This window comes from Pseudomonas sp. SBB6 (genome assembly GCF_024213215.1).
GTDB classification, from domain to species: Bacteria; Pseudomonadota; Gammaproteobacteria; order Pseudomonadales; family Pseudomonadaceae; genus Aquipseudomonas; species Aquipseudomonas donghuensis.
Map to the genome: position 1 here is coordinate 373,297 of NZ_JANAVH010000001.1, position 26,958 is coordinate 400,254.

Annotated in this window: 25 protein-coding genes; 12 read left to right on the forward strand and 13 right to left on the reverse strand. The window is 62.9% G+C overall.

Going from position 1 to position 26,958, the window contains the following annotated elements; genetic code table 11:
- Positions 1-14 precede the first annotated feature (14 nt).
- From NLX68_RS01825 to NLX68_RS01845, 5 genes are all read right to left on the reverse strand, one after another.
- Positions 15-1,256: an SfnB family sulfur acquisition oxidoreductase gene (locus NLX68_RS01825; RefSeq protein ID WP_254282403.1), complete on the reverse strand. Its 1,242-nt coding sequence runs from the start codon at positions 1,254-1,256 to the stop codon at positions 15-17.
- A 277-nt stretch (positions 1,257-1,533) separates the two neighbouring features.
- Entirely contained in the window at positions 1,534-2,295 is a 762-nt protein-coding gene (gene tcyN, locus NLX68_RS01830; RefSeq protein ID WP_254282404.1) for an L-cystine ABC transporter ATP-binding protein TcyN, read from the reverse strand.
- A 3-nt stretch (positions 2,296-2,298) separates the two neighbouring features.
- Complete coding sequence (gene tcyL, locus NLX68_RS01835) at positions 2,299-2,964, reverse strand: cystine ABC transporter permease (RefSeq protein ID WP_254282406.1); 666 nt, start codon at positions 2,962-2,964, stop codon at positions 2,299-2,301.
- Positions 2,964-3,764 carry a cystine ABC transporter substrate-binding protein gene (gene tcyJ / locus NLX68_RS01840; protein ID WP_036994921.1) on the reverse strand — a complete coding sequence of 267 codons (801 nt, stop codon included), beginning with the start codon at positions 3,762-3,764 and terminating at the stop codon, positions 2,964-2,966. Before tcyJ ends, tcyL begins: the two co-directional genes overlap by 1 nt.
- 106 nt (positions 3,765-3,870) lie before the next feature.
- A complete protein-coding gene (locus NLX68_RS01845) occupies positions 3,871-4,869 on the reverse strand; it encodes a D-cysteine desulfhydrase (protein WP_254282408.1) in 999 nt (332 codons plus the stop codon).
- A 193-nt stretch (positions 4,870-5,062) separates the two neighbouring features.
- Between NLX68_RS01845 and epsC the strand changes: the two genes are divergently transcribed.
- Both epsC and betT read left to right on the forward strand, forming a co-directional pair.
- Entirely contained in the window at positions 5,063-5,995 is a 933-nt protein-coding gene (gene epsC, locus NLX68_RS01850; protein WP_010221214.1) for a serine O-acetyltransferase EpsC, read from the forward strand.
- 212 nt (positions 5,996-6,207) lie between these two features.
- Positions 6,208-8,169 carry a choline transporter BetT gene (betT, locus tag NLX68_RS01855; protein WP_174242344.1) on the forward strand — a complete coding sequence of 654 codons (1,962 nt, stop codon included), beginning with the start codon at positions 6,208-6,210 and terminating at the stop codon, positions 8,167-8,169.
- A gap of 86 nt (positions 8,170-8,255) precedes the next feature.
- On the opposite strand, the gene tauD is transcribed toward betT, so the two are convergent.
- Genes tauD through tauA form a run of 4 tightly spaced genes read right to left on the reverse strand, consistent with a single transcriptional unit; the run spans position 8,256 to position 11,732 of the window.
- Positions 8,256-9,089, reverse strand: coding sequence for a taurine dioxygenase (gene tauD / locus NLX68_RS01860; RefSeq protein ID WP_254282410.1), 834 nt, complete (start codon positions 9,087-9,089; stop codon positions 8,256-8,258).
- Positions 9,090-9,108: 19 nt separating this feature from the next.
- Positions 9,109-9,948 (reverse strand): taurine ABC transporter permease TauC, encoded by an 840-nt coding sequence (tauC, locus tag NLX68_RS01865; protein WP_254282412.1) that lies wholly within the window; start codon positions 9,946-9,948, stop codon positions 9,109-9,111.
- Positions 9,945-10,739, reverse strand: a complete 795-nt coding sequence (tauB, locus tag NLX68_RS01870) for a taurine ABC transporter ATP-binding subunit (RefSeq protein ID WP_254282413.1) — start codon at positions 10,737-10,739, stop codon at positions 9,945-9,947. The genes tauC and tauB overlap by 4 nt, the downstream gene beginning before the upstream one ends.
- Positions 10,740-10,754: 15 nt before the next feature.
- The gene (gene tauA / locus NLX68_RS01875) at positions 10,755-11,732 is read right to left on the reverse strand and encodes a taurine ABC transporter substrate-binding protein (RefSeq protein WP_036994925.1); all 978 of its coding nucleotides are present in this window, start codon (positions 11,730-11,732) and stop codon (positions 10,755-10,757) included.
- Positions 11,733-12,285: 553 nt separating this feature from the next.
- Here tauA and NLX68_RS01880 point away from each other — a divergent pair.
- From NLX68_RS01880 to NLX68_RS01915, 8 genes are all read left to right on the forward strand, one after another.
- A complete protein-coding gene (locus NLX68_RS01880; protein ID WP_254282415.1) occupies positions 12,286-13,635 on the forward strand; it encodes an OprD family porin in 1,350 nt (449 codons plus the stop codon).
- A gap of 157 nt (positions 13,636-13,792) precedes the next feature.
- Complete coding sequence (locus NLX68_RS01885) at positions 13,793-14,431, forward strand: peroxiredoxin (RefSeq protein WP_036994929.1); 639 nt, start codon at positions 13,793-13,795, stop codon at positions 14,429-14,431.
- 222 nt (positions 14,432-14,653) lie between these two features.
- Positions 14,654-15,247 (forward strand): NADPH-dependent FMN reductase, encoded by a 594-nt coding sequence (gene ssuE / locus NLX68_RS01890; protein ID WP_254282417.1) that lies wholly within the window; start codon positions 14,654-14,656, stop codon positions 15,245-15,247.
- A 92-nt stretch (positions 15,248-15,339) separates the two neighbouring features.
- On the forward strand, positions 15,340-16,305 hold the full coding sequence (locus tag NLX68_RS01895; RefSeq protein WP_010221223.1) for a sulfonate ABC transporter substrate-binding protein: 966 nt from the start codon (positions 15,340-15,342) through the stop codon (positions 16,303-16,305).
- Between the two features lie 58 nt (positions 16,306-16,363).
- Complete coding sequence (gene ssuD / locus NLX68_RS01900; protein WP_010221224.1) at positions 16,364-17,512, forward strand: FMNH2-dependent alkanesulfonate monooxygenase; 1,149 nt, start codon at positions 16,364-16,366, stop codon at positions 17,510-17,512.
- Positions 17,513-17,522: 10 nt separating this feature from the next.
- Positions 17,523-18,317, forward strand: coding sequence for an aliphatic sulfonate ABC transporter permease SsuC (ssuC, locus tag NLX68_RS01905; RefSeq protein WP_254282419.1), 795 nt, complete (start codon positions 17,523-17,525; stop codon positions 18,315-18,317).
- Positions 18,314-19,126 (forward strand): aliphatic sulfonates ABC transporter ATP-binding protein, encoded by an 813-nt coding sequence (gene ssuB, locus NLX68_RS01910; RefSeq protein ID WP_254282421.1) that lies wholly within the window; start codon positions 18,314-18,316, stop codon positions 19,124-19,126. The genes ssuC and ssuB overlap by 4 nt, the downstream gene beginning before the upstream one ends.
- A 19-nt stretch (positions 19,127-19,145) precedes the next feature.
- A complete protein-coding gene (locus tag NLX68_RS01915; protein ID WP_010221227.1) occupies positions 19,146-19,361 on the forward strand; it encodes a molybdopterin-binding protein in 216 nt (71 codons plus the stop codon).
- Between the two features lie 102 nt (positions 19,362-19,463).
- Here the strand turns inward: NLX68_RS01915 and NLX68_RS01920 are convergent, their stop codons facing one another.
- The 4 genes from NLX68_RS01920 to NLX68_RS01935 form a co-directional block, all read right to left on the reverse strand.
- On the reverse strand, positions 19,464-20,090 hold the full coding sequence (locus NLX68_RS01920) for a TetR/AcrR family transcriptional regulator (RefSeq protein ID WP_010221228.1): 627 nt from the start codon (positions 20,088-20,090) through the stop codon (positions 19,464-19,466).
- A gap of 1 nt (position 20,091) precedes the next feature.
- On the reverse strand, positions 20,092-21,678 hold the full coding sequence (gene gshA, locus NLX68_RS01925; protein WP_254282423.1) for a glutamate--cysteine ligase: 1,587 nt from the start codon (positions 21,676-21,678) through the stop codon (positions 20,092-20,094).
- A 153-nt stretch (positions 21,679-21,831) separates the two neighbouring features.
- Complete coding sequence (locus NLX68_RS01930; RefSeq protein ID WP_010221230.1) at positions 21,832-22,215, reverse strand: PaaI family thioesterase; 384 nt, start codon at positions 22,213-22,215, stop codon at positions 21,832-21,834.
- Complete coding sequence (locus tag NLX68_RS01935; RefSeq protein WP_254282425.1) at positions 22,215-24,533, reverse strand: Tex family protein; 2,319 nt, start codon at positions 24,531-24,533, stop codon at positions 22,215-22,217. Before NLX68_RS01935 ends, NLX68_RS01930 begins: the two co-directional genes overlap by 1 nt.
- A 241-nt stretch (positions 24,534-24,774) precedes the next feature.
- Between NLX68_RS01935 and ompR the strand changes: the two genes are divergently transcribed.
- Entirely contained in the window at positions 24,775-25,515 is a 741-nt protein-coding gene (gene ompR / locus NLX68_RS01940; protein WP_010221232.1) for a two-component system response regulator OmpR, read from the forward strand.
- A 127-nt stretch (positions 25,516-25,642) separates the two neighbouring features.
- Positions 25,643-26,956, forward strand: coding sequence for an ATP-binding protein (locus tag NLX68_RS01945; protein WP_254282427.1), 1,314 nt, complete (start codon positions 25,643-25,645; stop codon positions 26,954-26,956).
- The last annotated feature ends 2 nt before the right edge of the window (positions 26,957-26,958 follow it).

The window sequence follows — 26,958 nt, forward strand, 5'->3', positions numbered from 1 at the left end:
CTCCAGTGGTCTGGTCAAATCCAGGAGTGCCGGGCAGGCAAGGTACCGTTGAGGTGATAGGCGCCGACGGCGTGGTATTTCCAGCGCACCGGGTCGTGCAGGGTGTGCACGCGGGCATTGCGCCAATGCCGGTCGAGGTTGAATTCGGCCAGGGTGGCGCGGCTGCCGGAGAGCTCGAAGAGCTTCTCGCTGGCCTGCAGGGCGATCTCGGTGGTCAGCACCTTGGCCTCGGCCACGGCGATCGAGGCGCGGGCGGCAGCGGCGGCGTCGACCGGCGCGGCGTTGACTTCGTCGAGCACTCGCGCGGCTTTGCTCAGCAGCGCCTGGGCAGCATGCAGCTCAAGCTGCAGGCGACCGACATCGGCGATCACGTAGAGATCGTCACTGGCGCGCTCGACCTTGGCGTCGATCCACGGCCGGGCTTTTTCGCGGACAAAAGCGATGGTGTCGGCGATTGCCGCTTCAGCGATACCGGCATCGATGGCCGCCTGGATCAGTTGCGAAGCGGCGCCCTGAATGTTCGCGACTTCGCCTTGCTTCCAGGTGTCGATCACCAGCTCTGCATCGACCTGCACCTTGTCCAGCAGCACGGTGCCGCTGGCGGTGGTGCGCTGGCCGAAACCGGACCAGTCATCGACGATGCGCAAGCCCGGGGTGCCACGGCGGACGAAGGCCATGACCTGGCGACCGTCATCGTTCAGCGCCTTGACGGCCACCCAATGGGCAAACAGGGCGCCGGTGGAATAGAACTTCTGGCCGCTGAGCACATAGTGATCGCCCTCGCGGGTGATCCGCGCCTTGAGGTCCAGGGTGTGCTTGGTGCCGCGCTCCGGCCCGGCATTGCCGATGCGCCAGCCGTCGAGCACTGATTTGAACAGCAGCTCTTTCTGCCGCTCAGTGGCGGTGCCTTTGAGCAGTTGCAGGATGCCGAACTGGTTTTGCGGGATCTGCCCCAGCGCCGGGTCGGCGGCGCTGATGATGCGAAATACTTCGGCGATGGTGACAAACGACACCTGCGCGCCACCAAAGGCCCGCGGGATGCTGATGCTGCCCAGGCCGCTGCGGGTGAACTGTTCGATTTCTGCCCAGGGCAGCTTGCGTTGCTGGTCGCGTTTGGCCGCCTGGGTGCGGGCTACCTCGGCCAGCGCATGGGCTGCCTGCAGGGCTTGCTCGTCGCTACTCAGCACCTTGGCCGGCAACAGCAGCGGGGCGCTGTCCAGGTCGCTGTGGACTGTGGTTTCTGCCAGATTGGACATCAGTACCGCTCCTTGGCTGTACTCAATGCCCTGGCGTTACGCACTGGGGTGATTGTGTTCCTGACCATACCTACCTCACGAATTGAAAACGTCGGCGCGGGGTGCGGCGACAAAATTGCGCTGGTCCGGTGGTCCGGTTCATATACCCTAATAGCGTATAAAAATTAAATAAACTAACTTTTAGGAATAAATATAGAAGTACTTGGCGGTCGCTGGATGAACGCCTGCCGGGGCAGGGCAGGCGCTGACAGCGAGGTGGGGAAGGGCAGGAAAAAACTCAGTAGCCGGTGTTCTGGGTACCGAGAAATTTACTCAGGAACTGACGGGTGCGTAGCTCCTTGGGATGGGCAAACAGTGCCTTGGCTTCGCCCTGTTCGACGATCACGCCCTTGTCGAAGAAGATCACCCGGTTGGCTACATCGCGGGCAAAACTCATCTCGTGGGTGACGATGATCATGGTGCGTTTTTCTTCGGCCAGGCTGCGGATGGTCGCCAGCACTTCGCCGACCAGTTCCGGGTCGAGTGCCGAAGTCGGTTCGTCGAAGAGGATCACCTCCGGCTCCATCGCCAAAGCCCGGGCTATCGCTACCCGCTGTTGCTGACCACCGGACAGCTTGCGCGGGTAGGAGGCCTCCTTGCCGGCCAGGCCAACCTTGGCCAGCAGCGTCATGCCCAGGGCCACGGCCTGTTCGCGCGGTGTCTTCTTGACCACCAGCGGGCCTTCGATGACGTTTTCCAGCGCCGTGCGATGGGGGAACAGGTTGAAGTTCTGAAAGACGAACCCGACCTCCTGGCGCAAGCGGCGGATCAGCCCGCTCTGCTGGCTGAGCGAGCGGTTGGCGTCGATCTCCACGTTGCCGACCTTGATGCGCCCGCTGCTGGGGGTTTCCAGCAGGTTCAGGCAACGCAGGAAGGTGGTCTTGCCGGAACCGCTGGGGCCGATGATGGCGATCACTTCGCCGGCCTCGACCGTCAGGCTGATGTCATCGAGCACGGTCTGGCCGTTGAACTGCTTGCTCAGGCGTTGTACCTCGATCATGCCTCAGGACTCCTGGTCGTGTCGGTTGACCCGCGCTTCCAGGCGGTTCTGCAGGTGTGCGAGAACGCTGGCCAGCACCCAGTAGATCAGTGCGGCGGCAAGGTACATGGTGAAGATTTCGAAGGTGCGCGCGGTAATCAGCTGCGCCTGGCGGAACAGCTCCGGCACCTGGATGGTGGCAGCCAGGGCGGTGTCCTTGACCAGCGAGATGAAGCTGTTGCCCAGTGGCGGCAAGGCCGTGCGTGCCGCCTGTGGCAGGATCGCCCGGCGCATGGCCTGGCCACGGGTCATGCCGATGCTGGCGGCGGCCTCCCACTGGCCGCGGTCGATGGAGCTGATCGCGGCACGCAGGATTTCACAGGCGTAGGCGGCCATGTTCAGCGAGAAGCCGATCAGCGCCGCCGGCAGCGGGTCCAGTTCGATGCCCAGCTGCGGCAGGCCGTAGTAGATCACGAACAGTTGCACCAGCAACGGCGTGCCGCGAAAGAACGAGACATAGACCCGCGCCGTCCAGCTCAGCAGCCTGAGCGCCGACAGGCGCATCAGCGCCAGGCCGAAACCCAGCAGCAGGCCAAAGAACATCCCGCCCAGGCTGAGGATTACCGTGTAGTACGCGCCCCTGAGCAGGAAGGGCGCGGACTCTATGGCGAGTTGGAAAGCTTCTTCCATTATTGAGTGACGTCAGCGTTGAAGTACTTTTCCGAAAGCTTTTTCAGCGTGCCGTCGGCGCGCAGCTTGTCGATCGCCTTGTTCACGGCCTCCAGCAGTTCAGGCTCGCCCTTGCGCAGGGCAATACCGGCTTCCTGACGCGAGAACGCGTCACCGGCGGCGGCAGTGTCCTTGGCTTTCTTGGCGTATTCCAGAGCGGCCAGGCGGTCGATCAGGATGGCGTCGATACGGCCGACACGCAGGTCCTGGAACTTGGTCGGATCGTCTTCGTATGTGCGCACGTCAGCGGTCGGTACATTGGCTTTGACCCACTCTTCGTAGTTGGTGCCCAGGCCTACCCCGACCTTCTTGCCGCCCAGGTCGGCAGCGGACTTGATATTGAGCTCATCCTTCTTCTTGGTCAGCACCAGCGCCTGAATCCCGGAAACGGTATAGGGCTTGGAGAAGTCGTATTTCTTCTTGCGCTCTTCAGAGATGGTCACCTGGTTGACCACCGCGTCCAGGCGCTTGGACTCCAGGGCGGCGAGGATGCCGTCCCACTTGGTCGGTTGCAGCTTGACCTTGACCCCCAGCTCCTTGGCCAGGGCCTCGGAGAGTTCCACTTCGAAGCCGGTCAGCTTGCCGTCGGCATCGACGAAGCTGAACGGTGGATAGGTGCCTTCAAGGCCGACGTTGATCACGCCCTTGTCCTTGATCTGCTGCAGTTGTTCACCAGCCACAGCTTGGCTGAGCATGCTGGCCCCGAGCAGCAGGCCCAGGCCGGCGGCGACTGCCTGTTTACCGAAAGCGGAAATCTTCATGGTTAGCCCCAATGTTGTTGTGAGTGTGGCGCTGACTATAGGGTGACGCTTTTAGTCTTAAAAATAATATAAATTCATGTTCTTATATTATTTTCAAATAAGAAAGTTATCCGTTCCAGACCTCAGGGTAGGCGAATAATGCCGGTGCCCCACCGGTATGCAGAAAAATCAGCGGGCCGTCATCGAATCGCTGGCGGGCGATGCCATCGATCAGCCCGGCCATGGCCTTGCCGGTATACACCGGGTCGAGCAGCAAGCCTTCCTGGCTGGCCAGCAGGCGGATGGCGGCGAGGGTGCTGGCGTTCGGCTCGCCATAGCGCGGGGCGAAGTACTCATCCCACAGTTCGATCTTGAAGGTCGCTGGCAAGCGCACGCCCAGCAGCTCGGCGGTACGCTCGGCCAGGCCCTGGACTTTCGGCCGCTGGTCCTCGTCGCTGCGCGACACGGTCACGCCGATCACTGGCAGGTTCGGCAGTTTTTCCGCCAGGGCGATGGCCAGGCCGCTGTGGGTACCGGCGCTGCCGGAGGCCAGCACCACCCCGGCGAACTGTTCACCGCAATGTTCGATCTGCTTCGCCAGTTCAAGGCCGGCACGCACATAACCCAAGGCCCCGAGTGCGTTGGAGCCGCCAATCGGCACGATGTAGGGTTTGCGGCCGCTGGCGTGCAGGCGCACGGCCAGGGCTTGCAGCTGCTCATCGGCATTGTCGAGGTTGTCGACCAACTCGACCTTGGCATCGAACAGCTCCAGCAACAGGCGGTTGCCGTTGTGCTGGTAGTTGGGTGAGTCAGTGCCGATGGGGTTTTCCAACAGGGCCACGCAGGCAAGGCCCAGTTGCGCGGCCAGCGCCGCAGTCTGGCGCACATGGTTGGACTGGATCGCACCGGCGGTCACCAGGGTGTCGGCGCCCTTGGCCAAGGCATCGGCGGCCAGGTATTCGAGCTTGCGTACTTTGTTGCCGCCCAGCGCCAACGGCGTGCAGTCGTCACGTTTGACGTAGATATCACGGCCGGCCCAGGCCGAGAGCCGATGCAGTTTTTCCAGCGCGGTGGGGGCACCAAGCAGGTCCAGACGATTGAAGCGGGCGAGCTGTCGGTCGATCATGGGGTCACGTCGGCTAGGGAAAATTCGACTATAGGCAGCCCGGGGCACGTGGGCAACTCCCCGGCTTATGCCGCCTTTATTGCTTTCTGGAATAAAGCGTTATTTTTTCCGCCGTGGGAATTTGCCGTAGAGTAATCAGCAATTGCGGCGGCACTACCATCCACCGACCGCCGCTGCAGCAGGAGAGGTAACCGTGAGCGACAACGCGCAAACAGGGCATTGGCAGCTGCAAACCATCGTCGGCCAGCTGCGTGCCGCCCGCGACCAGTGGCGTAGCAGTAACGGTCGCAGCAGCGGCGAACAGGGCGGCCGCGAGCTGCCGTCACGCGAAGCCATGCGGCATATTCTCGAGCAGCTGTGTGGCGCGTTGTTCCCCATGCGCCTAGGCCCGGTCGACCTGCGTGAAGAAAGCGAAGACTTCTATGTTGGCCATACCCTCGATGCTGCGCTGACCGCCTTGCTCGCCCAGGCGCGCCTGGAACTGCGCTACGTGGCGCGCCAGGGCAAACAGGCCACGGCTGAAATCGATGCCAAGGCGCTGCGCCTGATTCAGGATTTTGCCGCCGCCTTGCCGGGCCTGCGCAGCATCCTCGATACCGATGTGCTGGCGGCCTTCCATGGTGACCCGGCGGCGCGCAGCGTTGATGAAGTGCTGCTGTGCTACCCGGGCATCCTTGCGGTGATTCACCACCGCCTGGCCCATCACCTGTACCGCGCCGGCCTGCCGTTGCTGGCACGGATCAGTTCGGAGCTGGCCCATTCGGCCACCGGCATCGACATTCACCCCGGCGCGCAGATCGGTCCGAGCTTCTTCATCGACCACGGCACCGGTGTGGTGATCGGCGAAACGGCGATCATCGGCGAGCGGGTACGCATCTATCAGGCCGTCACCCTGGGCGCCAAGCGCTTCCCGGCGGATGAGGACGGGCAGTTGCAGAAAGGCCATCCGCGCCACCCGATTGTCGAGGACGACGTGGTGATTTATGCCGGTGCGACTATTCTGGGACGCATCACCATCGGCAAGGGTTCGACCATCGGCGGCAACGTCTGGCTGACCCGCAGCGTGGCTCCGGGCAGCAACCTGACCCAGGCCAATCTGCAGCATGATGACGGGACCCAGAAGTAGGCGATCCGAAGCTTGGCTTGCGGCAACGGGTCGCATCGCAACCCCCATCCATGTTTAACTTGAACGCTTGTTCAAGTTAAAACGGTGGTCCGCTGCCGGTGTTCAACAGGAGGAAACCCTTTGCTGAACCCGTTCAATCCAAGCTTCTCCCCCCTCGGCGGGGTGCACAATCGATGAGTGCACCCAGCCCCGTCTCCAGCGGCACGATCCGCATGAACCCGCCGGTTTTCTACTTCGCGGCAAGCTTTATCCTGATATTCGGCCTGGTGGTCATCAGCAATCCGCAAGCGGCCGGCGAGTGGTTGCTGGCGGCGCAGAACTGGGCGGCCAACACCGTTGGCTGGTACTACATGCTGGCGATGACGCTGTATCTGGTCTTCGTGGTGGTCACCGCCTTGTCTGGCTACGGCAAGATCAAGCTCGGTGCCGACCACGACGAGCCCGAGTTCAGCTACCTGTCCTGGGCCGGCATGCTGTTCGCAGCGGGTATCAGCATTACCCTGTTCTTCTTCTGCGTCTCCGAACCCCTGACCCACATGCTCCAGCCGCCGCAAGGCGAGGCCGGCACGGTCGAGGCCGGGCGCCAGGCGATGCAGTTGCTGTTCCTGCACTGGGGCCTGCATGGCTGGGGGGTGTTCGCGTTTGTCGGCATGGCCCTGGCCTATTTCGCCTACCGGCATAACTTGCCGCTGGCCCTGCGCTCGGCGCTGTATCCGTTGATCGGCAAGCGCATCAACGGCCCGATCGGCTATGCCGTGGACGGCTTCGGCATCATCGCCACGGTGTTCGGCCTGGGCGCCGACATGGGCTTTGGCGTGTTGCACCTCAATTCGGGCCTCGACTACCTGTTCGGCGTGCCCCATACCCAGTGGGTGCAGGTGATCCTCATCACCCTGATGATGGGCGCGGCGGTCGCCGTGGCGGTTGCCGGGGTCGAGAAGGGCGTGCGGGTGATGTCCGATATCAACATGTTCCTGGCCTGCGCGCTTCTGCTGTTCGTGTTGTTCGCCGGGCCCACCCAGCACCTGTTCAACACCTTGATCCAGAACCTCGGCGACTACCTCGGCGCCTTGCCGCGCAAGAGCTTCGATGTCTATGCCTACAACCAGGCCAATGAGTGGCTGGGTGGCTGGACCGTGTTCTACTGGGCCTGGTGGATTGCCTGGGCGCCGTTTGTCGGCCTGTTCATCGCGCGGATTTCCCGCGGCCGGACCATTCGCGAGTTCGTCTTCGGCGTGCTGCTGATCCCGCTGGGCTTCACCCTGGCGTGGATGTCGATCTTCGGCAACAGCGCCATCTCCCAGGTGCTCGACCACGGCATGACCGCGCTGGGGCAATCGGCCCTCGACAACCCGTCGATGACCCTTTACCTGCTGCTGGAAACCTACCCGTGGAGCAAGGCGGTGATCGCCGTCACAGTGTTCATCAGCTTCGTGTTCTTCGTGACCTCCGCCGACTCCGGCACCGTAGTGCTCTCGACCCTCTCGGCCAAGGGCGGCAACGCCGACGAAGATGGGCCGAACTGGCTGCGGGTGTTCTGGGGCGCGATGACCGCGCTGGTTACCAGCGCCCTGCTGTTTGCCGGCAGTATCGATTCGCTGAAGTCGGCGGTGGTGCTCACCTCGCTGCCGTTCTCGGTGATCCTGCTGTTGATGATGTGGGGGCTGCACAAGGCGTTTTACCTGGAGTCGCAACGCCAGATTGCCCAGCTGCATTCGCTGGCGCCGTTCGCCAACTCACGGCGTGGCCGCGGCGGCTGGCGTCAGCGCTTGAGCCAGGCCGTGCATTTCCCGTCACGCGATGAGGTGTACCGCTTCATGGATGACGTGGTGCGTCCGGCGATTGCCGAGGTGACTGAAGTGTTTGGCGAGAAAGGCCTGCATGTCATCACCCAGGAGGATCCGAGCCACGACAACGTCAGTTTGAAGATCGGCCATGGCGAAGAGCAGCCGTTCATTTACCAGGTGCAGATGCGCGGTTACTTCACGCCGTCCTTTGCCTTGGGCGGCCTGGGTACCCAGGAGCTGAAGAATCGCCGCTACTACCGTGCCGAAGTGCACCTGAGCGAAGGCAGCCAGGATTACGACCTGGTGGGCTACAGCAAGGAGCAGATCATCAACGACATCCTCGATCAGTACGAGCGGCATATGCAGTTCTTGCATCTGGTGCGTTGATTTTTCTGGCCTCATCGCTGGCAAGCCAGCTCCCACAGGTCTTGTGGGAGCTGGCTTGCCAGCGATGGTAGCGCCGCGATGGATCTTTAAAACGGCGCATCCCCCAGAATCGTCGCCCGGTGCATCACCCGCCGCGTCGGCCGGTAGTCGTCCACCGCGTAATGCTGGGTCACGCGGTTATCCCAGAACGCCACGTCGTTTTCCTGCCAGCGCCAGCGAATGGTGAACTCCGGGCGGGTCGCGTGAGCGAACAGCAGCTTGATAATCGCCTCGCTTTCAGCCTCGCTCAGTTCATTGATGCGGGTGGTGAAGCCGTCGTTGACGAACAGCGCCTTGCGTCCGCTCACCGGGTGGGTACGGATCACCGGGTGCGACAGCGGTGGGTTGTTGCGCCGCGCCGCTTCCCAGCGTGCCAGATCTTCCGGGGTGGTGCCGAAGCGCTCCAGCGGGAACGACTTGGTGAAGTCGTGGGTCGCGGTGAGGCCGGCGAGCAGCTGCTGCAGCGGTACCGACAGCGCCTCATAGGCAGCTATGCCACTGGCCCACAAGGTGTCGCCGCCGTAGGCCGGCAGTTGCTTGGCGCTGAGCACCGCACCCAGTGCCGGGGTCGGCAGGAAGGTCACATCGGTGTGCCAGATGGCGTTGTCGCGCACGTCGGTGACGGCGGTGTCGAGCACCAGCACCTGTGGCGTTTCCGGCACATTCGGGTAGATCGGGTGGATATGCAGGTCGCCAAAGCGCGCGGCAAACTCGGCCTGTTGCTGTGGGTTGATCGGCTGGTCACGGAAGAACAGCACCTGGTGCTTGAGCAGCGCCTGTTCGATAGCGTCGCGTTGTTCTTGGCTGATTTCGCGGCTGAGGTCGATGCCGCTGATCTGGGCGCCGAGGGCAGGGCTCAGCGGGGTAATGGTCAGGCTCATGGTTGTTCTCTATCCGTTGTCAATGGCTCTGGCCGTGCCAGGGCACCAGCTTGCGCTGCAGGGCGCGCAGGCCCATCTCCAGGGCGAAGGCAATCAGCGCGATTACCAGGATGCCCAGCACCACCACGTCGGTTACCAGGAACTGCGCGGCCGACTGGACCATGAAGCCCAGGCCGCTGGTGGCAGCGATCAGCTCGGCCGCCACCAGGGTCGACCAGCCAACACCCAGGCCGATGCGCACACCGGTAAGGATGTCGGGGAGGGCGCTGGGCAGGATCACGTGGCGAATCAACTGCCAGCGCGTGGCCCCCAGCGACTGCGCGGCGCGCAGTTTGGTCGGGTCGACGGTACGCACGCCGGTGGCGGTGGCAATGGCGATCGGGGCGAAGATCGCCAGGTAGATCAGCAGCACCTTCGACAGCTCGCCAATGCCGCACCAGATCACGATCAGCGGCAGGTAAGCCAAGGGCGGAATCGGCCGGTAGAACTCGATCAGCGGGTCGAGAATGCCGCGGGCAATGCGGTTGTGGCCGATGGCGATACCAATCGGAATCGCCGTGACGATCGCCGCACCGAGGGCCAGGCCGATACGTTGCAGGCTGGCGCCCAGGTGCTGCCACAAGGTTGATTCCATGTAGCCCTGAGTCAGCAGCAACCAGGCCTTGCTCAGCACCGCTGCGGGTGAGGGCAGGAACAGCGGCTCGATCCACTCGGCGGCGGTGACCGCCCACCACAGCAACAGCAGCGTGGCCAGGGTCAGGCCGCTGATCCAGCGGGTGCTCAGGCTGCGCCGGAGTTTGCTCGGCGCTATTTGGCTGGTGGCGCGTTTGGCCGCGACCGGGACATCCAGGCTGCTCATGCGAACTCCTGCCGCGTGGCGGCACTGCGTTGGGAGAACACCCGGGCCAGCACATGCTCGCGGGTTTCGATAAAGCGCGGGTCGGACTTGATCGCGCGGGCTGATTCACCAGCGCTGTAGCGCTGGCCGAAATCCAATTGCAGGCGTTCGACGATCTGCCCAGGGTTCGGGGCCAGCAACACCAGTTCGGTGGCGAGGAACACCGCCTCTTCAATGTCGTGGGTAATCAGGAACACCGGTTTGGCGGTACGCTGCCAGACCTGCAACAGCAACTCCTGCATCTGTTCGCGGGTAAAGGCATCCAGCGCGCCGAACGGCTCATCCATCAGCAGTACCCGCGGGTCGGCAGCCAGGGCCCGGGCCAGGCCCACGCGCTGCTTCTGGCCACCGGACAGCTGCCAGATCCGCCGGCTGGCAAACTCCGCCAGGTCGACCAGGGCGAGCATCTCGCGGGCCTTGATTTCCCTCACGGCACGCGGCACCCCAGCCAGCTCCAGGCCGAAGGCGACGTTGGCCAGCACGTCTTGCCAGGGCAGCAGCGCATCGTCCTGGAACACCACGCCGCGCTCGGCGCCGGGGCCTTGCACCGGTACGCCGTCGAGGGTGATACGGCCGCTGCTGGGCGCCACGAAACCGGCAATCAGGTTGAGCAACGAGGTCTTGCCGCTGCCCGAAGGGCCGAGGGCCACCAGCAATTGCTGCGGGCCCAGGCTCAGGTTGATATCGGCCAGCACCGGCTCGGCCGCGCCGGGGTACTGTGCGCTGATGCGCTCCAGTTGTAACAGGGCCATGGTCTGCTCCGAGTCTCAGTTGGCGATGAATTTGGCGCTGACGTAGGGCGCGTAATCCGGCAGCACCGCCTCGACCTTGCCTTGCTCCTTGAGGAACGTGGCGGTGTCGGTGATCGCCTGGGTGGTCGGTGCGCCCAGCGCTGCAACCTGGTCGGCGGCCAGCGGGAACACGTTGCCTTGCAGCAAGCCGGGGATGTCAGCCGCCTTGGCGCCGGAGAGCTTCACCAGCTTGTCGACGTTGCTCTTGTTCGCCAGCCACGCTTGCGGGTCTTTGCGGTAGTCGGCGTAGGCATCCAGGGTGACCTTGGCGAAGGCCTTGACGATCTCCGGATGCTTGGCGGCGAAGTCCTTGCGCACGATCCAGGCGTCAAAGGTCGGCGCGCCTTTCGCGGCCAGCTCACCGGAGGTGATCAGCACCTTGCCGTTTTCCTTGGCCACGCCCAGGGCCGGGTCCCAGACGTAGGTGGCGTCGATGTCGCCGCGCTTCCAGGCGGCGATGATTGCCGGTGGCGCGAGGTTGAGGATCTGCACCTTGGCCGGGTCGATGTTCCATTGCTTGAGCGCGGCCAGCAGGCTGTAGTGACCGGTGGATACGAACGGCACGGCGATCTTCTTGCCGATCAGGTCCTGCGGCGAATTGATGCCGGCACCATCGCGGGCGACCAGGGCTTCGGCGGCGCCGATCTGGGTAGCAATCAGGAAGGTTTCCACCGGCAGCTTGCGGGTCGCGGCAGCGGCCAGCGGGCTGGAACCGAGGTAGCCGATCTGTACATCGCCAGAGGCCACGGCGGTGATCACGTCGGCGCCGCTGTCGAACTTGCGCCAGTCGATGTCAGCCTTGCTGGTTTTCTCGTAGGTACCGTCGACCTGGGCGACTTTCGCCGGGTCCACGGTGGTCTGGTAGGCCACCGTCAGGTCGGCCGCCTGGGCAAACCAGCTGGTGCCGGCCAGGGTCAGGGCGGCGAACAAGCGCAGGGGAGCATGCAGGGTCATGGTGAACTCCTTGTCAGGCGGGCGGTTGTGTTGGGGTGAAATAAGACTAGATGATCTAAGAAAGTTAAAATAAATAACTTTTTTGCATTAGCTTAGGAGCCAATTGATTTAAGGCTCTGGGAAGGTGCTGGCTTCATCGGCCTGGGCGGCAAAAGTGATGCTGGTCAAGGCCGGGGTACAAAGGAAAGGCAATCATGGTCTGGCCATGGGGCTGCCTTGTCGAAAGGGGGAGGCTCGACAAAGCTAAGCGATCTAAAAAATCGCTTCAAAATACCCTTTAGGAATTAGCTTAGGTGCCGATAACGGCAGCGGAGAAAAATTTGGATCATATTCCGTAATAATCTGAAAAATTACGAAATAAGTCTTTTTGGATTTATAGGATTGTCATTATCCTTCACCCCCACCGTTGGCGTATTAGACCAAAGTAGTGAAATGAATAGTTACGATTGACTAGACGGTCACCCTTTGGTGCTAATCGCCAATCGACGTCGAGCGGGACACAAAGATCCTGCCGTAAGCGACACACAAGAATTAGAACGTAGAGGAGCAAAACATGTACAAGTCCACCTTGGCACTTGCCGTGGCCGTTGGGGTTCTGGCCCAGCAAGCGGGTGCTGCCGGTTTCGTTGAAGACAGCAAGCTGTCGCTCAGTTCCCGCACCATGTATTTCAACAACGACAACCGCGAAGTTCACACTCCGGCCAACAACCGTGGTGGTGACAACCGTGAAGTCGGTCAGGGCTTCAAGCTCGACTACTTGTCGGGTTTCACCGAAGGTACCGTAGGTTTCGGCGTTGACGTCCAGGCGCTGTGGGGCATCCACCTGGATGGCGGCCGTGGTCGTCACCCTGATAACAGCAGCTTCTTCCCAAGCGATACCGATGGTTCGGCCTCCAGCCAGTGGGCCCGTATCGGCGGCAACGCCAAGGCGCGCTTCTCCAAGACCGAAGCGCATTTCGGTAGTGCATTGGCGCCAGCCCTGCCAATCCTGGTATCCAACGACGGCCGTCTGCTGCCACAAACCTTTGAAGGCGGCACTATTCAGTCGAAGGAAATCGACAACCTGACCCTGAACGCCGGTCAGCTGACCCACGCCATGGGCCGTGCTTCGAGCAACCGCACCGGTCTGTCCGTTGCCGGTGGTACCCAGGACAGCAACAAGTTCCAGTTCGCCGGCGGCGACTGGAAGGTCACCAAAGACCTGACCCTGCAGTACTACTACTCGAACCTGGAAGACTTCTACAAGCAGCACTTCCTGGGCCTGGTTCACGTTTATCCGATCGCCAACGACCAGTCGTTCAAGACCGACCTGCGCTACTTCGATAGCCGCAGCGACGGCAAGAACGGCGAAGCCGGTTATGCGTTCAACAACAACAACGGCTACGCCAAGAATGCCGGTGAAGTTGACAACAAAACCTGGAGCGCAATGTTCACCTATACCCTGGGTGGTCACTCGCTCATGGTCGGTCACCAGCAGATCAGCGATGACGGTGGTTTCGTCTGGCTGAACCAGGGCAACGTAGTTGACGGCAACGGTCGTAACGAAGGTGCCGCTGGCGCCAGCTTCTACCTGTTCACCGACAGCATGATCAACCAATTTGCCAAAGCGGGTGAGAACACCACCTTTGGTCAGTACGCTTATGACTTCGCACGCCTGGGCGTGCCGGGCCTGAAGGCTTCGGTTGCCTACCTGCGTGGTGATGACATTCGCTACAAGTCCGGTAACGGCAGCTACAACGAATGGGAACGCGATGCTCGCATCGACTACGTCATTCAGGAAGGTACTCTCAAAGGCCTGGGCGCCAGCCTGCGTCATGGTGTGTACCGCGGTGCTGGTAACGAAGCCAGCGCTGACCAGGATCAGACCCGCCTGATCTTCAACTACACTTACAACTTCATGTAAGTCGGGTTGAAACGAGAGCCTCGCCCAGTGCGAGGCTTTTTTTTGCCTGCACCAGATTAGATTTATTAGTTATAAATAAATCGATATTTATTCTTTTTAATTTTACAACGAAGCAGGCACAGTGAAGCCATAACGAACCCAGCCAAGGAGCCGCACCATGAGCCTCAGACTCGGCGATATCGCCCCCGACTTCGAACAGGATTCCAGCGCCGGCAAGATCCGCTTCCACGAATGGCTGGGCGACAGCTGGGGCGTGCTGTTTTCTCACCCGGCCGACTTTACCCCGGTGTGCACCACCGAACTGGGCTTCACTGCCAAGCTCAAAGAGCAGTTCGCCGAGCGTGGGGTCAAGGCCATCGCCCTGTCGGTGGACCCGGTGGATTCGCACCACCGCTGGATCGAAGACATCAACGAAACCCAGAACACTATCGTCAACTTCCCGATCCTGGCCGATGCCGATCGCAAAGTCTCCGACCTCTACGACCTGATTCATCCCAATGCCAGCGACACCCTGACGGTGCGTTCCTTGTTCGTCATTGACCCGAACAAGAAGATCCGCCTGACCATCACCTATCCGGCCAGCACCGGGCGCAACTTCCACGAGATCTTGCGGGTGATCGACTCGCTGCAGCTGACCGACAACCACAAGGTTGCCACCCCCGCCAACTGGCAGGACGGTGACGAGGTGGTGATCGTGCCGTCGCTCAAGGATGAAGAGGAAATCAAACGCCGCTTTCCCAAGGGTTACCGGGCGGTCAAGCCGTACCTGCGCCTGACCCCGCAACCCAATCGTTGATCTTTAGCCATAGCAGGGATTTTGGGCCGTTTACGGCCCTTTTTTATTGCCCCCAAGACCTGTAGGAGCGGGCTTGCCCCGCGATGCTCTTATAGTTCTACAAGGAATAAACAAATGAAAAAATATGATTTATAGGTATATGTATCGAGCTGTTAAGGTCACTCCACTCCAGCGAGAACTTCAACTCGCGGCCCTCTAGAACACGATCAAGGATGCGTTCCAATGCTGGTTGTTTCTCTCGGTGGTAGTCCCAGCCTGCGTTCGCGCTCCGGCGTCCTGCTTGAGCGCAGCCGCCAGTGGCTGCAAGGCCAGGGCGTGGAAGTGGTGACTTTCCAGGTGCGGGATTTTCCGGCCGAAGACCTGCTCCATGCGCGCTTCGACAGCCCCAAGGTGCAGCACTTTCTGCAATTGGTAGAACAGGCCGATGGCCTGGTGGTTGCTACCCCGGTGTACAAGGCCTCGTTCGCCGGTGCGCTGAAAACCCTGCTCGACCTGCTGCCCGAGCGTGCCCTGAGCCACAAGGTGGTGCTGCCGATCGCAACCGGAGGCAGCATCGCCCATATGCTCGCGGTGGATTACGCGCTCAAGCCGGTGCTGTCGGCACTCAAGGCCGAGGAGACCCTGCAAGGGATCTTCGCCGACGACAGCCAGATCGCCTACGGCGAAGGCAGCGCCGCCGCGCAACTGGCGCCGGCCCTGGAGCAGCGTCTGCTCGAATCCCTAGAACTGTTTCACAGCGCCCTGGCGCGTCGCCCCAAGCCGGTCGCGCCGGGCGTGTTGAATGAACGTCTGCTCAGTGCTCGCTGGAGCATCTGAGGCGTACCACCCGCTACCTGTAGTTCCCACCTTACTCGCCCGCCAACGGGCAAGCAGGTGCAGCCTGAACCCCAACAGCAAAGGAGAGCGCTATGCGCACTGTCATTTTGCGTCGTGGTCTGGTCGCTCTGTTTGCTGCGGCTGTGTCCTTCGGCGCCATTACTCAAGCCCAGGCTGAAAGCCTGCGTATCGGTTACCAGAAGTACGGCACCCTGGTGCTGCTCAAGGCCAAGGGCACGCTGGAAAAGCGCCTTGCCGCCCAGGGCGTGCAGGTGCAATGGACTGAGTTTCCCGGTGGCCCGCAACTGCTCGAAGGCCTGAACGTCGGCTCGATCGACTTCGGCGTGACCGGCGAAACGCCGCCGGTGTTCGCCCAGGCCGCTGGCGCCGACCTGCTGTATGTCGCCTACGAACCGCCAGCGCCGCACAGCGAAGCCATCCTGGTGCCCAAGGGTTCGCCAATCCAGTCGGTCAAGGAGCTCAAGGGCAAGAAAGTCGCGCTGAACAAAGGCTCCAACGTTCACTACCTGCTGGTCCGCGCCCTGGAAGACGCCGGCCTCAAGTACAGCGACATCCAGCCGGTATTCCTGCCGCCCGCCGATGCCCGCGCCGCCTTCGAGCGTGGCAGCGTCGATGCCTGGGTGATCTGGGACCCGTACCAGGCCGCTGCCGAGCAGCAGCTGCAGGCCCGCACCCTGCGTGACGGCCAGGGCATCGTCGACAACCATCAGTTCTACCTGGCAACCAAGCCCTACGCGCAGAAGCACCCTGAAGTGATCAGCGCGCTGGTCGATGAAGTGCGCGCGGTGGGCGAGTGGTCCAAGGCCAACCCGCAGGAAGTCACCGACCAGGTCGCACCGCTGCTCGGCCTGCCCGCCGACATCACCCTGACCTCGGTCAAGCGCCAGGGCTACGGCGCCGCCTTCCTCACCCCGGAAGTGATCGCCGCCCAGCAGAAGATCGCCGACACCTTCAAGACGCTCAAGCTGATTCCCAAGCCGTTGAGCATCAAGGACGTGATCTGGACACCGCCGGCCAAGGTCGCCAGCGCCCCTTGACGATTTGCCCGCGCCGGGGCGCCGCCCCGGTCTGCGCCACCCCTAGGAGACAACTCCAATGAGCCTCAACGTATTCTGGTTTCTTCCAACCCATGGCGACGGCCATTACCTTGGCACCGCCGAAGGCGCGCGCGCCGTCGATCACGGCTACCTGCAGCAGATTGCCCAGGCGGCTGACCGCCTCGGCTTTGGCGGCGTGCTGATCCCGACCGGGCGGTCCTGCGAGGACTCCTGGCTGGTCGCCGCTTCGCTGATTCCGGTGACCCAGCGCCTGAAGTTCCTGGTGGCCCTGCGTCCGGGGATCATTTCGCCGACCGTGGCGGCGCGTCAGGCAGCAACCCTGGATCGCCTTTCCGGTGGCCGGGCCTTGTTCAACCTGGTGACCGGTGGCGATCCGGAAGAGCTCTCCGGTGACGGCTTGTTCCTCAGCCACGAAGAGCGCTACCAGGCCTCGGTGGAATTCACCCGCATCTGGCGCCGGGTGCTGGAAGGCGAAACCGTCGACTACGACGGCCAGCACATCCAGGTCAAAGGCGCCAAGCTGCTCTATCCGCCGATCCAGCAGCCGCGTCCGCCGCTGTACTTTGGCGGCTCTTCGGAGGCCGCGCAGGACCTGGCAGCCGAACAGGTCGAGTTGTACCTGACCTGGGGCGAGCCGCCGGCAGCGGTGGCGGAGAAGATCGAACAGGTGCGCGCCAAGGCCGCCAAGCAAGGCCGTACTGTGCGTTTCGGCATCCGCCTGCACGTGATCGTGCGTGAAACCAACGCCGAAGCCTGGCAGGCCGCCGAGCGGCTGATTTCGCACCTGGACGACGACACCATTGCCCGGGCCCAGGCCTCGCTGGCGCGCTTCGACTCGGTCGGCCAGCAACGCATGGCCGCGCTGCATGGCGGCAACCGCGACAATCTGGAAGTCAGCCCCAACCTCTGGGCCGGTGTCGGCCTGGTGCGTGGCGGTGCCGGTACGGCGCTGGTCGGCGATGGCCCGACCGTGGCCGAACGGGTCAAGGAATACGCGGCGCTGGGCATCGACACCTTCATTTTCTCCGGTTATCCACACCTGGAAGAGTCGTACCGGGTCGCCGAGCTGCTGTTCCCGCACCTGGATGTGGAGCGCCCGGAGCTGCCGAAAAGCGGTGGCTACGTGAGCCCGTTCGGCGAGATGGTCGCCAACGACATCCTGCCCAAATCCTCGGCGCAGCGCTGAGGACCGGGCCATGAGTCGTTCATCCACTCCCTGGCAGCAACGCCTGGCGCCCTGGGCGCTGCCGTTGCTGTTGTTGGCGGTCTGGCAACTGGCAGTCAGCCTCGGCTGGCTGTCGACGCGGATCCTGCCGGCGCCGAGCGCGGTAGTGAGCGCCGGCGTCGAGCTGGTGCGCAGCGGCGAGATCTGGACCCACCTGGCAATCAGCGGCTGGCGGGCAGCCGTCGGCTTTCTGATTGGTGGCGCCATCGGCCTGGCGCTGGGCTTTATCACCGGCCTGTCGAAATGGGGCGAGCGCCTGCTCGACAGCTCGGTGCAGATGATTCGCAACGTGCCGCACCTGGCGCTGATCCCGCTGGTGATCCTGTGGTTCGGTATCGACGAGTCGGCGAAGATTTTCCTGGTGGCCCTGGGCACCTTGTTCCCGATTTACCTGAACACCTACCACGGCATCCGCAACGTCGATCCGGCCTTGGTGGAAATGGCCCGCAGCTATGGTTTGTCCGGCTTTGAGCTGTTTCGCCAGGTGATTCTGCCGGGGGCTTTGCCATCGATCCTGGTCGGTGTGCGCTTTGCCCTGGGCTTCATGTGGCTGACGTTGATCGTGGCCGAAACCATTTCGGCCAACGCCGGCATCGGCTACCTGGCGATGAACGCCCGCGAGTTCCTGCAGACCGATGTGGTGGTGCTGGCCATCGTCCTCTATGCCGTGCTCGGCAAGCTTGCCGACCTGGCCGCACGCGGCCTTGAGCGAGTCTGGCTGCGCTGGCATCCGGCCTATCAACCGAGCAGGGGAGAGGGCGCATGACCATCCTCAAGGAACCACCACTGCGGCTGCTACGCGGGATTCCGCTGGCGGCGCAGAACCTGCAGAAAACCTTCGGCCAGCGTCAGGTGCTGCGCGACATCGACCTGCACATTCCGGCCGGCCAGTTCGTCGCCATTGTCGGGCGCAGCGGCTGCGGCAAGAGCACCTTGCTGCGCTTGCTGGCCGGGCTCGACCAACCCAGTGGCGGCGAGCTGCTGGCAGGTTCTGCGCCGCTGAGCGAAGCCCAGGAAGACACCCGCCTGATGTTCCAGGAAGCGCGTTTGCTGCCGTGGAAGAAGGTCATCGACAACGTCGGCCTGGGCCTGTCGGGCAACTGGCGGCCGCGAGCCCTTGAAGCGCTGGAGGCGGTCGGCCTGGCCGAGCGTGCCAATGAATGGCCGGCGGCGTTGTCGGGCGGCCAGAAGCAGCGTGTGGCCCTGGCCCGCGCCCTTATTCACCAGCCGCGCCTGTTGCTGCTCGACGAGCCTTTGGGCGCGCTGGATGCGCTGACCCGTATCGAAATGCAGCAGTTGATCGAACGGCTGTGGCGCCAGCATGGTTTTACCGTGTTGCTGGTCACCCACGACGTAAGCGAAGCGGTGGCGGTTGCCGACCGGGTGATCCTCATCGAAGACGGCGAAGTGGGCCTGGACCTCAACGTCGACCTGCCACGCCCGCGGGTACGCGGTTCACACCGCCTGGCCGCACTGGAAACCGAAGTACTCAACCGGGTTCTGTCGATCCCGGGCACACCGCCCGAGCCGGAACCTGTCGCACCTTTGCCGACGCAATTGCGTTGGGCTCTCTGACCTGTAAGGAACCAAGCAGATGACTATCAAAGCGATCAACGTACGTAACCAGTTCAAAGGCACCGTCAAGGAAATCCTCGAAGGCCCGGTGTTGTCGGAAATCGATGTGCAAACGGCCTCGGGGATCGTCACTTCGGTGATCACCACCCGCTCGGTGCGCGAGCTGGAGCTGACCATTGGCAGTGAGGTAATTGCCTTTGTGAAGTCGACTGAAGTGTCGATTGCCAAGCTCTGAGTGAATTGGCAAGGCTGCGCCTTGCATCGCCGGCAACGCCGGCTCCCACAACAGCCCGGCACATGCCCACTGTGGGAGCCGGCGTTGGCGGCGATAGGGCCGTCAGCGTTTAGGCAGGAACGGCGGCAGATACAAGCCCAGATACGCATCAAACACCCGCATCCCTTCCTCGGCCATGCGCGGCGTGATCTGCCCGTGCAACTGCACCGAACGGGCATACACCCGATCGCCCAGCTCCATGGCCAAAGCAAACACATCCACATCATCCGGCAACACCGGCAGCTGGAAATGCTCGGCGAACAGGGTGTGCATCAGGTCGCCCAACTCGATGTCGTGCTGGCGGTCAGCCTGGGTCACTTCGCTCAAGCCATGCTGGGCCAGAATCAGCTGCCGCGCCGCAGCGTCTTCGTTGTAGATCACCAGCATGCGCTGTTCGACCAGGCGCGAGAGGTCGTGCCAGGTGTTCAACGCCGCCGCATCAATCGGCGCCTCAAGGCAGGCGCGAAAGGCGCTGTGCACGTCGGCGGTGAGCGCTTCAAGCAGGGCCGGAACACTGGCGAAGAAGTGATACACCGATGACGGCGGAATCTGCGCACGCTCGGCCACGCTGTAGATCGACAGGCTGGCCACCCCTTCGCTGGCCAGCAGCGTGCGCGCCGCCTCGAGGATCGAATCGATCCTCGCCTGGCTGCGGGCGCGGGGTTTGCGCGGGGTAGCGGTGCGGGTCATGTCAGTTGCTGATCGCCAGGATGCTCGCCTGGTAAGCGCTGACGAACAGGTCGAAGTCGGCCTTGTCCTCTTCGCGCTCGAGCTTTGCCTGGGCTTCCAGGGACTCGTGCGCTGCCGTTTCGAAGCGTTGCTGCTGCTCGATCGGCAGGGCCTGGGCGCGGAAGAATTCGGCATGGGCCTGGCTTTGACGCAAGGCGAAGCGGCTGAAGCCTTCCTGGTGCTCGGTCATGCTCGCCAGCACCTGCGCCGACGGCGTCAGGGACGGGTCGCTGACCTTGGCTTTCTGCGCCTGCAGGGCCTTGGCGTGTTCGTCGCTGTCGTGGCTGCGGTCGAGCAGTTCGGCCAGTGGCGCAATGCGTTCGAGCAGTTCAGCGGCCCACTGCTTGAGCTCGACCGGCTGACCATCACGCTGCAACTCCAGGCCCGGACGGCGACCTTCCTTGACCACGCTAAGGAAGTTGCTGGTGCAGTTGCCGCATTCCAGGTTGCCCAGCAGCGGGCTTTCTTCCAGGGCGCAGAACAGCAGGAAGGCGTCGAGGAAACGCGCTTCTGGCAAGTCGATACCGGTTGGCAGGAACGGGTTGATGTCCAGGCAGCGCACCTCGACGTACTGGATACCGCGAGCCATCAGCGCCTGGATCGGCCGCTCGCCGCTGTAGGTGACGCGCTTGGGGCGGATGTTGGAGTAGTACTCGTTTTCGATCTGCAGGATGTTGGTGTTCAACTGAACCCATTCGCCATCCTTGTGCGTACCGATCTCGACATAGGGCGCGTACGGCGTGGCCACCGCCTTGCGCAGGCTGTCGGTATAGCTGGCGAGGTTGTTGTAGCACGGCGTCAGGCCGGCCTGGGCGTTGCTCTGGTAACCCAGGTCGCTCATGCGCAGGCTGGTGGCGTAGGGCAGGTACAGGGTGTCGACGTCGAACTGTTCGAGCTGGTGTGGGCGACCGCGCAAAAAGCCGGCGTCCAGGGCCGGCGAGGCGCCGAACAGGTACATCAGCAGCCAGCTGTAGCGGCGGAAGTTACGGATCAGGGCGATGTAGGCCGCCGACTGATAGTCACGATCATCCGCCGTGCTGTGTTCGGCAGCACGCAGCAGCGGCCAGAGTTTTTCTGGCAGCGAGAAATTGTAGTGAATCCCGGCGATGCACTGCATGGTGCGGCCGTAGCGCAGGGCCAGGCCCTTGCGGTAGACGTACTTGAGCTGACCGATGTTGGAGGTGCCATACCAGGCGATCGGAATGTCCTCCTCGGCCGGCAGCGGGCAAGGCATCGATGGGCTCCAGAGGAACTCGTTGCCAAGCTTGGTGTAGGCGAAGCGGTGGATGTTTTCCAGGCTTTCGAGGGTCTGCGCCGGGTCGGCCAGGGCTGGGGTGATGAACTCCAGCAGCGACTCCGAATAATCCGTGGTGATCTGCTCGTGGGTCAGCGCCGCGCCGAGGGCTTCGGGGTGCGGAGTCTGGGCCAGACGACCTTCCTCGGTCACACGCAGGCATTCACGCTCGATGCCGTGCAGGCACTGCTTGAGCAGGGAGAGGTTGTCGCCTTGGCCGAGCAGGCTCAGGCGGCGGTTGAGAAGTTCGCTCAAGATGGATTCCTTCACGCGTCAGTCGCCCCAATATGGGGGTGGAGATGACGGTCTACAAGGGTGGACAGAGGAACTGGCGTTGTCGCCTGGTTGTGGCCGGCTTTCGGCAGCGCCTGCGCTCTGCCGAAAGTACCGCAGTTTGGCCATTTGCGGCTAGAGGACGACGAATGTCCCCTGCGCTTTTGCCACCAGTTTGTCGCCCTGAAGTACATCGGCGTCGACCACCAGCGTGCGCCGCCCGGCATGCAGCACCCGGGCAACGCACAGCACTTCACCTTCGCTGACCGCGCGTAGGTAGTTGATCTTGCATTCCAGGGTCACGCTCTGCTGGTCGAAACCATGGGAACTGGAGCAAGCCAGGCCCATGGTGGTGTCCACCAGGCTGAAGATCGCCCCGCCATGCAGCTTGCCGCCCCGGTTGCGCAGGTGCGGCTCCAGGGCCATGGCCACCTCGGCAACCCCTGCTTCCAGGTGTTGCAGGCGGCAGCCGAGCAGTTGGCTGAAGGCGCTGAAGACGACTTCGTCGGGAACCGTCATCACTTCTTCTTCAACTGCTTGGCGTTGGCGAACAGCGCGGCCATGGCGTTGTTGGCCGGGGCCGGGGTTTCCTTGGCGCGGGCTGGAGCGCTGGGCTGGCGTGGGGCCGAGCCTGGGCGGCTGCCACGGGCGCCATCGATCTTCTCGCCCGGGGTGTCGCTCATGCGCATCGACAGGCCGACGCGTTTGCGCGGAATGTCGATTTCCATGACCTTGACCTTGACCACGTCGCCGGCCTTGACCGCTTCACGCGGGTCCTTGATGAACTTCTCCGACAGCGCCGAGATGTGCACCAGGCCATCCTGGTGCACGCCGATATCGACGAACGCACCGAAGTTGGTGACGTTGGTCACCACGCCTTCGAGGATCATCCCCAGTTGCAGGTCCTTGAGGTCTTCGACGCCTTCCTGGAACTCGGCGGTCTTGAACTCCGGACGCGGGTCGCGACCGGGCTTGTCCAGTTCCTGGAGGATGTCGGTAACGGTCGGCAGGCCGAAGGTTTCGTCGGTGAATTTCTTCGGGTCCAGGCGCTTGAGGAAACCGCTGTCGCCGATCAGCGAGCGGATGTCGCGGTCGGTTTCAGCAGCAATGCGCTGCACCAACGGGTAGGCTTCCGGGTGCACTGCGGAGGCGTCCAGCGGGTTGTCGCCGTTCATCACGCGCAGGAAGCCGGCGGCCTGCTCGAAGGTTTTCTCGCCCAGGCGGCTGACTTTCTTCAGCGCGGCGCGGGTCTTGAAGGCGCCGTTGGCATCGCGGTGGGCAACGATGTTCTGTGCCAGGGTGCTGTTGAGGCCGGAGATGCGCGCGAGCAGGGCCACCGAGGCGGTGTTGACGTCGACGCCGACGGCGTTCACGCAGTCCTCGACCACCGCATCCAGGCCACGGGCCAGTTTCAACTGGGAAACGTCATGCTGGTACTGGCCGACACCGATGGATTTCGGGTCGATCTTCACCAGTTCGGCCAGCGGGTCCTGCAGGCGCCGGGCGATGGATACGGCGCCGCGGATCGATACGTCGAGGTCCGGGAACTCCTTGGCCGCCAGCTCCGAGGCCGAGTACACCGAAGCGCCGGCTTCGGAGACCATGATCTTGGTCATCTTCAATGCCGGGTATTTTTTGATCAGCTCGGCGGCGAGCTTGTCGGTTTCGCGGCTGGCGGTGCCGTTACCGATGGCGATCAGCTCCACCGAGTGCTTGGCGCACAGCGCGGCGAGCACGGCGATGGTCTGGTCCCACTGGTTTTTCGGCACGTGCGGGTAGACGGTGGCGGTGTCCAGCAGCTTGCCGGTGGCATCGACCACGGCGACCTTGCAACCGGTACGCAGACCCGGGTCCAGGCCCAGGGTGGCACGCGGGCCTGCCGGGGCGGCCAGCAGCAGGTCGTGCAGGTTGTGGGCGAAGACGTTGATCGCCTCGCCTTCGGCGTTGTCGCGCAGCTCGCCGAACAGGTCGGTTTCCAGGTGGCTATAGAGCTTGACCTTCCAGGTCCAGCGCACCACTTCAGCCAGCCATTTGTCGGCAGGACGGTTCTGGTTCTGCAGGCCGAAACGTTCGGCGATCATCATTTCGCACGGGTGCAGGGTGCCCGGCAGCTCTTCGCCGACTTTCAGCGAAGCGGCCAGCACGCCTTCGTTGCGGCCACGGAAAATCGCCAGGGCGCGGTGCGACGGCACACTCTTGAGCAGTTCGTCGTGTTCGAAGTAATCGCGAAACTTCGCTCCTTCCTCTTCCTTGCCAGCCACCAGGCGGGCACTGAGCACCGCCTCTTGCTTGAGGAAGCTGCGCAGCTTGTCGAGCAGGCTGGCGTCTTCGGCGAAGCGCTCCATGAGGATGTACTTGGCGCCTTCGAGGGCCGCCTTCACGTCCGCCACGCCTTTTTCGGCATCAACGAAACGCGCGGCTTCGGCTTCAGGGCTCAGTTGCGGGTCGCTCAGCAAACCGTCGGCCAGCTCGCCGAGGCCGGCTTCCAGGGCAATCTGGCCCTTGGTGCGGCGTTTTTGCTTGTACGGCAGGTACAGGTCTTCGAGGCGGGTCTTGGTGTCGGCCAGTTTGATTTCACGGGCCAGTTCCGGGGTCAGCTTGCCTTGCTCTTCGATGCTGGCAAGGATGCTGACACGCCGTTCGTCCAGCTCGCGCAGGTAGCGCAGGCGCTCTTCCAGGTGGCGCAGCTGGGTGTCATCCAGGCTATCGGTGACTTCTTTCCGGTAACGGGCGATAAAAGGTACGGTCGAACCTTCATCAAGTAGAGCCACGGCCGCTTCGACCTGTTGTGGGCGGACACCGAGTTCCTCGGCGATGCGGCTGTTGATGCTGTCCATAAAACCACCTGACAAATTGTGAATACAAAGGCCGCGGGCGGGCGCTGTAGAGCGCTTGTGGTCAATGCGGCGCTGGCTGAAAGCGGCGCATTATACCCAGCGCGTCCGGCTTGCGGTGATAGCAGCGGGCCAGTTGTCGGCCTGGCAACACTGGCACCCGGGGAAAAATCTGCTAACAATGCACACGGCACGGCCACTGATGGCTAAGCCATAATGCGTGCCGAGATTAGAGGAGCTATCCATGAGCAGCACTGCACAAAACGCCGAAGGCGAAAAAATTCTCATCGTCGACGACGACCCGGGCCTGAGCAGCCTGCTGGAACGATTCTTCACCAGCAAGGGTTATCGTGCTCGTGCAGTACCCAATACCGAACAGATGGATCGCTTGCTGGCCCGCGAAGTCTTCAACCTGGTGGTGCTCGACCTGATGCTGCCTGGCGAGGACGGCCTGACCGCCTGCCGTCGCCTGCGCGCCGCGAACAACCAGATCCCGATCATCATGCTCACCGCCAAGGGCGATGAGCTGAGCCGCATCAAGGGCCTGGAGCTGGGCGCTGACGACTACCTGTCCAAGCCTTTCAACCCCGACGAACTGATGGCCCGGGTCAAGGCCGTGCTGCGCCGCCAGGCGCCTGCAGTACCGGGCGCGCCGGGCAGCGAGGACGAAACCGTCACTTTCGGCGACTACGAGCTGTCGCTGGCCACCCGTGAACTCAAGCGCGGCGAAGAAGTGCACATGCTCACCACCGGGGAGTTCGCCGTGCTCAAGGCGCTGGTCATGCATGCGCGCGAGCCGCTGACCCGCGACAAATTGATGAACCTGGCCCGTGGCCGCGAGTGGGATGCGCTTGAGCGTTCCATCGACGTGCAGATCTCGCGCTTGCGCCGGATGATCGAACCCGACCCGTCCAAGCCACGCTATATCCAGACTGTCTGGGGTGTAGGCTATGTGTTCGTGCCGGATGGCAATGCCAGCAAGTGATGTTCCGTTTGTAGAAGTAGCTCACCGCAAGCAGGGCGAACCTTTGGGTTGCCCTGTTTTTGCCTGTGCACTACTTCGCAAAGCCTGCGAGCCCCGCTCGCGCCCGCAAAGTGTGTAGCCGTTGTCGATGAAAACGCCCCTGTGGTTCCCGCAAAGCTTCTTCGCCCGCACGCTCTGGCTGGTGCTGATCGTCGTGCTGTTCTCCAAGGCACTGACCCTGGTGTACCTGCTGATGAACGAGGACGTGCTGGTCGACCGGCAATACAGTCACGGTGTTGCCCTGACCCTGCGTGCCTACTGGGCCGCCGATGAGTCCGACCGTGACAAGATCGCCGAGGCGGCAGGGCTGATCCGCGTGGTGGGTTCGGGTGTTCCCGAGGGTGAGCAGCACTGGCCGTACAGCGAGATCTACCAGCGCCAGATGCAGGCCGAGCTTGGCACCGACACCGAAGTGCGCCTGCGCGTGCATGCGCCACCAGCCTTGTGGGTGCGGGCGCCGAGCCTGGGTGATGGGTGGCTGAAGGTGCCGCTGTATCCGCATCCGCTGCGCGGGCAGAAGATCTGGAGCGTGCTCGGCTGGTTCCTGGCCATCGGCCTGTTATCCACCGCTTCGGCGTGGATCTTCGTGCGCCAACTCAATCAGCCGCTCAAGCGCCTGGTGTTCGCCGCCCGGCAACTGGGCCAGGGGCGCAGTGTGCGGCTGCCGATCAGCGACACGCCCAGCGAGATGACCGAGGTCTACCGCGCCTTCAACCAGATGGCCGAGGATGTCGAGCAGGCCGGACGCGAGCGTGAGCTGATGCTGGCCGGGGTGTCCCATGACCTGCGCACACCGCTGACGCGCTTGCGCCTGTCGCTGTCGCTGCTGGCCAACGAAAGCGACCTGACCGACGACATGGTCCGCGATATCGAAGACATGGACGCGATCCTCGACCAGTTCCTGGCGTTCATCCGCGATGGTCGCGATGAGCCGGTCGAAGAAGTCGACTTCAGTGAGCTGGTGCGTGAGGTGGTGGCGCCGTTCAACCAGCCGCAGGAGCAGGTGCGCCTGTGCCTGGAGCCGATACCGCCATTCCCGCTGCGCCGGGTGTCGCTCAAGCGCCTGCTCAACAACCTGATTGGCAACGCCCTCCATCACGCCGGCAAGGGTGTCGAAGTGGCTGCCTATGTCTCGGGCGAGGGGGGGGCGCCCTATGTGGTGCTGAGCGTGCTGGATCGTGGTGCCGGGATCGACCCGGGCGAACTGGAGGGCATTTTCAACCCGTTCATTCGCGGTGACCGTGCCCGTAGCGGCAAGGGCACCGGGCTGGGCTTGGCGATCGTCAAGCGAATCGCCGCCCAGCACGGCGGCAATGTGCAGTTGCGCAACCGTTCAGGCGGCGGCCTGGAGGCGCGGGTGCGGCTACCGCTAGGCCTGATGCTGCCGCGCGACGCCGTTTAGGC

Coding starts and splice junctions, on each gene's coding strand:
- NLX68_RS01825 (WP_254282403.1), bottom strand. CDS start 1,256: ATGTCCAATCTGGCAGAAACCACAGTCCACAGCGACCTGGACAGCGCC.
- ssuE (WP_254282417.1), top strand. CDS start 14,654: ATGCTGGTTGTTTCTCTCGGTGGTAGTCCCAGCCTGCGTTCGCGCTCC.
- NLX68_RS01935 (WP_254282425.1), bottom strand. CDS start 24,533: ATGGACAGCATCAACAGCCGCATCGCCGAGGAACTCGGTGTCCGCCCA.
- ssuB (WP_254282421.1), top strand. CDS start 18,314: ATGACCATCCTCAAGGAACCACCACTGCGGCTGCTACGCGGGATTCCG.
- NLX68_RS01915 (WP_010221227.1), top strand. CDS start 19,146: ATGACTATCAAAGCGATCAACGTACGTAACCAGTTCAAAGGCACCGTC.
- NLX68_RS01880 (WP_254282415.1), top strand. CDS start 12,286: ATGTACAAGTCCACCTTGGCACTTGCCGTGGCCGTTGGGGTTCTGGCC.
- NLX68_RS01945 (WP_254282427.1), top strand. CDS start 25,643: ATGAAAACGCCCCTGTGGTTCCCGCAAAGCTTCTTCGCCCGCACGCTC.
- tauC (WP_254282412.1), bottom strand. CDS start 9,948: ATGAGCAGCCTGGATGTCCCGGTCGCGGCCAAACGCGCCACCAGCCAA.
- tcyJ (WP_036994921.1), bottom strand. CDS start 3,764: ATGAAGATTTCCGCTTTCGGTAAACAGGCAGTCGCCGCCGGCCTGGGC.
- ssuC (WP_254282419.1), top strand. CDS start 17,523: ATGAGTCGTTCATCCACTCCCTGGCAGCAACGCCTGGCGCCCTGGGCG.
- NLX68_RS01920 (WP_010221228.1), bottom strand. CDS start 20,090: ATGACCCGCACCGCTACCCCGCGCAAACCCCGCGCCCGCAGCCAGGCG.
- betT (WP_174242344.1), top strand. CDS start 6,208: ATGAACCCGCCGGTTTTCTACTTCGCGGCAAGCTTTATCCTGATATTC.
- tauA (WP_036994925.1), bottom strand. CDS start 11,732: ATGACCCTGCATGCTCCCCTGCGCTTGTTCGCCGCCCTGACCCTGGCC.
- tauD (WP_254282410.1), bottom strand. CDS start 9,089: ATGAGCCTGACCATTACCCCGCTGAGCCCTGCCCTCGGCGCCCAGATC.
- ompR (WP_010221232.1), top strand. CDS start 24,775: ATGAGCAGCACTGCACAAAACGCCGAAGGCGAAAAAATTCTCATCGTC.
- NLX68_RS01885 (WP_036994929.1), top strand. CDS start 13,793: ATGAGCCTCAGACTCGGCGATATCGCCCCCGACTTCGAACAGGATTCC.
- tauB (WP_254282413.1), bottom strand. CDS start 10,739: ATGGCCCTGTTACAACTGGAGCGCATCAGCGCACAGTACCCCGGCGCG.
- NLX68_RS01895 (WP_010221223.1), top strand. CDS start 15,340: ATGCGCACTGTCATTTTGCGTCGTGGTCTGGTCGCTCTGTTTGCTGCG.
- tcyN (WP_254282404.1), bottom strand. CDS start 2,295: ATGATCGAGGTACAACGCCTGAGCAAGCAGTTCAACGGCCAGACCGTG.
- tcyL (WP_254282406.1), bottom strand. CDS start 2,964: ATGGAAGAAGCTTTCCAACTCGCCATAGAGTCCGCGCCCTTCCTGCTC.
- NLX68_RS01845 (WP_254282408.1), bottom strand. CDS start 4,869: ATGATCGACCGACAGCTCGCCCGCTTCAATCGTCTGGACCTGCTTGGT.
- ssuD (WP_010221224.1), top strand. CDS start 16,364: ATGAGCCTCAACGTATTCTGGTTTCTTCCAACCCATGGCGACGGCCAT.
- NLX68_RS01930 (WP_010221230.1), bottom strand. CDS start 22,215: ATGACGGTTCCCGACGAAGTCGTCTTCAGCGCCTTCAGCCAACTGCTC.